This window comes from Bacteroides sp. An269, assembly GCF_002159755.1.
In the GTDB taxonomy this organism is placed as follows: Bacteria; Bacteroidota; Bacteroidia; order Bacteroidales; family Bacteroidaceae; genus Phocaeicola; species Phocaeicola intestinalis.
The window spans coordinates 1-1,243 of sequence record NZ_NFJG01000230.1; the positions used below are offsets into that span (position 1 = coordinate 1).

Genomic DNA, 1,243 nt, shown 5'->3' on the forward strand with positions numbered 1-1,243 from the left:
CTGACGAAGAACAGGAGCGAAAAAGACCAAAAAATCGCCCAAAGCACACACGAAAACGTATACATCAAGACAAGAAAAACTTTTTGGAGAAATTCAAAACAGCTTCTTAATTTGTCATGCTGGACGAAGTGAAGCATCCCGGATGCATACACATGATGTCCACGAGATTCTTTGCCGATGCTCAGCATGACAAAAGGAGAAAATGAAAATCTGTGAGTGCCTGTGTGCTGACAAACTCAAAAAACTTAAAAACTCAAAAACTTAAAAACTCAAAAACTTAAAAACTCAAATGATTCTGATAGCCGACAGTGGAGCAACGAAGACTGACTGGTGTTATGATGCCATCGGTGGGACTTACATGCAAGTGCAGACCGAAGGTATCAATCCGTTCCATCAGTCTGCTGAATATATCCGCCATATTCTCGAAGACCAGTTGGTACCCCGATGCACAGTACCTGCAGATATATGTACGGGTATTTTCTTCTATGGTGCCGGATGTCTGCCATCCGTATCGGCTCCTGTCACCGAAGCGCTGCAAGACCTTTTCCCTAAGGCGCACATTGAGGTAGAAACGGATTTGTTGGGAGCTGCACGCGCTTTGTGTCAACACCGTCCGGGCATTGCTTGTATTTTGGGTACCGGCTCTAACTCGTGCTTGTACGATGGAGAGCGTATCACCCAAAATATTTCCCCTTTAGGTTATATTCTGGGCGATGAAGGAAGCGGGGCTTACTTGGGCAAGCATTTTGTAGCAGATTGCCTTAAGAGCCAACTTCCCCTGAAGCTTCGCGATGCCTTGTTGGACACGTTGCGCCTCGACCCGCAAGGTATCATTGAACGCGTGTATCGTCATCCTCAGGCCAACCGCTTTCTGGCAAGTCTTGCACCGTTTATCCATGCGCACAAAAACGACCCGGAGGTGCATACTTTCCTACTTCAACATTTCGGAGAGTTCTTCCGGCGTAACGTTCTGCTTTACTCCAGACGCCTGCCTGTTTCGTTTGTAGGCTCTATAGCCTGGCATTTCCGTGCTGAGATAGAGGAAGCAGCTGCCTGTTGCGGCTTGTGCACCGGCATATTTCTACAAAACCCTATCAAAAAGTTGGTGGAATATCATTCTTCCTGAGAAACCGTTTTTAGAAGCTGTTTTGAATTTATCGTGCGATGATTTGGGATGAGTTTTTGAGGCATTTCCGCTTCTGTGATGAGGAAGATAGCGGGCTATCTGACGAAGAACAGGAGC

1 protein-coding gene is annotated in these 1,243 nt (G+C 46.6%); it reads left to right on the forward strand.

What is annotated here, in order from left to right; all coding sequences use genetic code 11:
• Positions 1 to 289 precede the first annotated feature (289 nt).
• Entirely contained in the window at positions 290 to 1,126 is an 837-nt protein-coding gene (locus B5F71_RS19450; protein ID WP_087213641.1) for an ATPase, read from the forward strand.
• Positions 1,127 to 1,243: the final 117 nt, after the last annotated feature.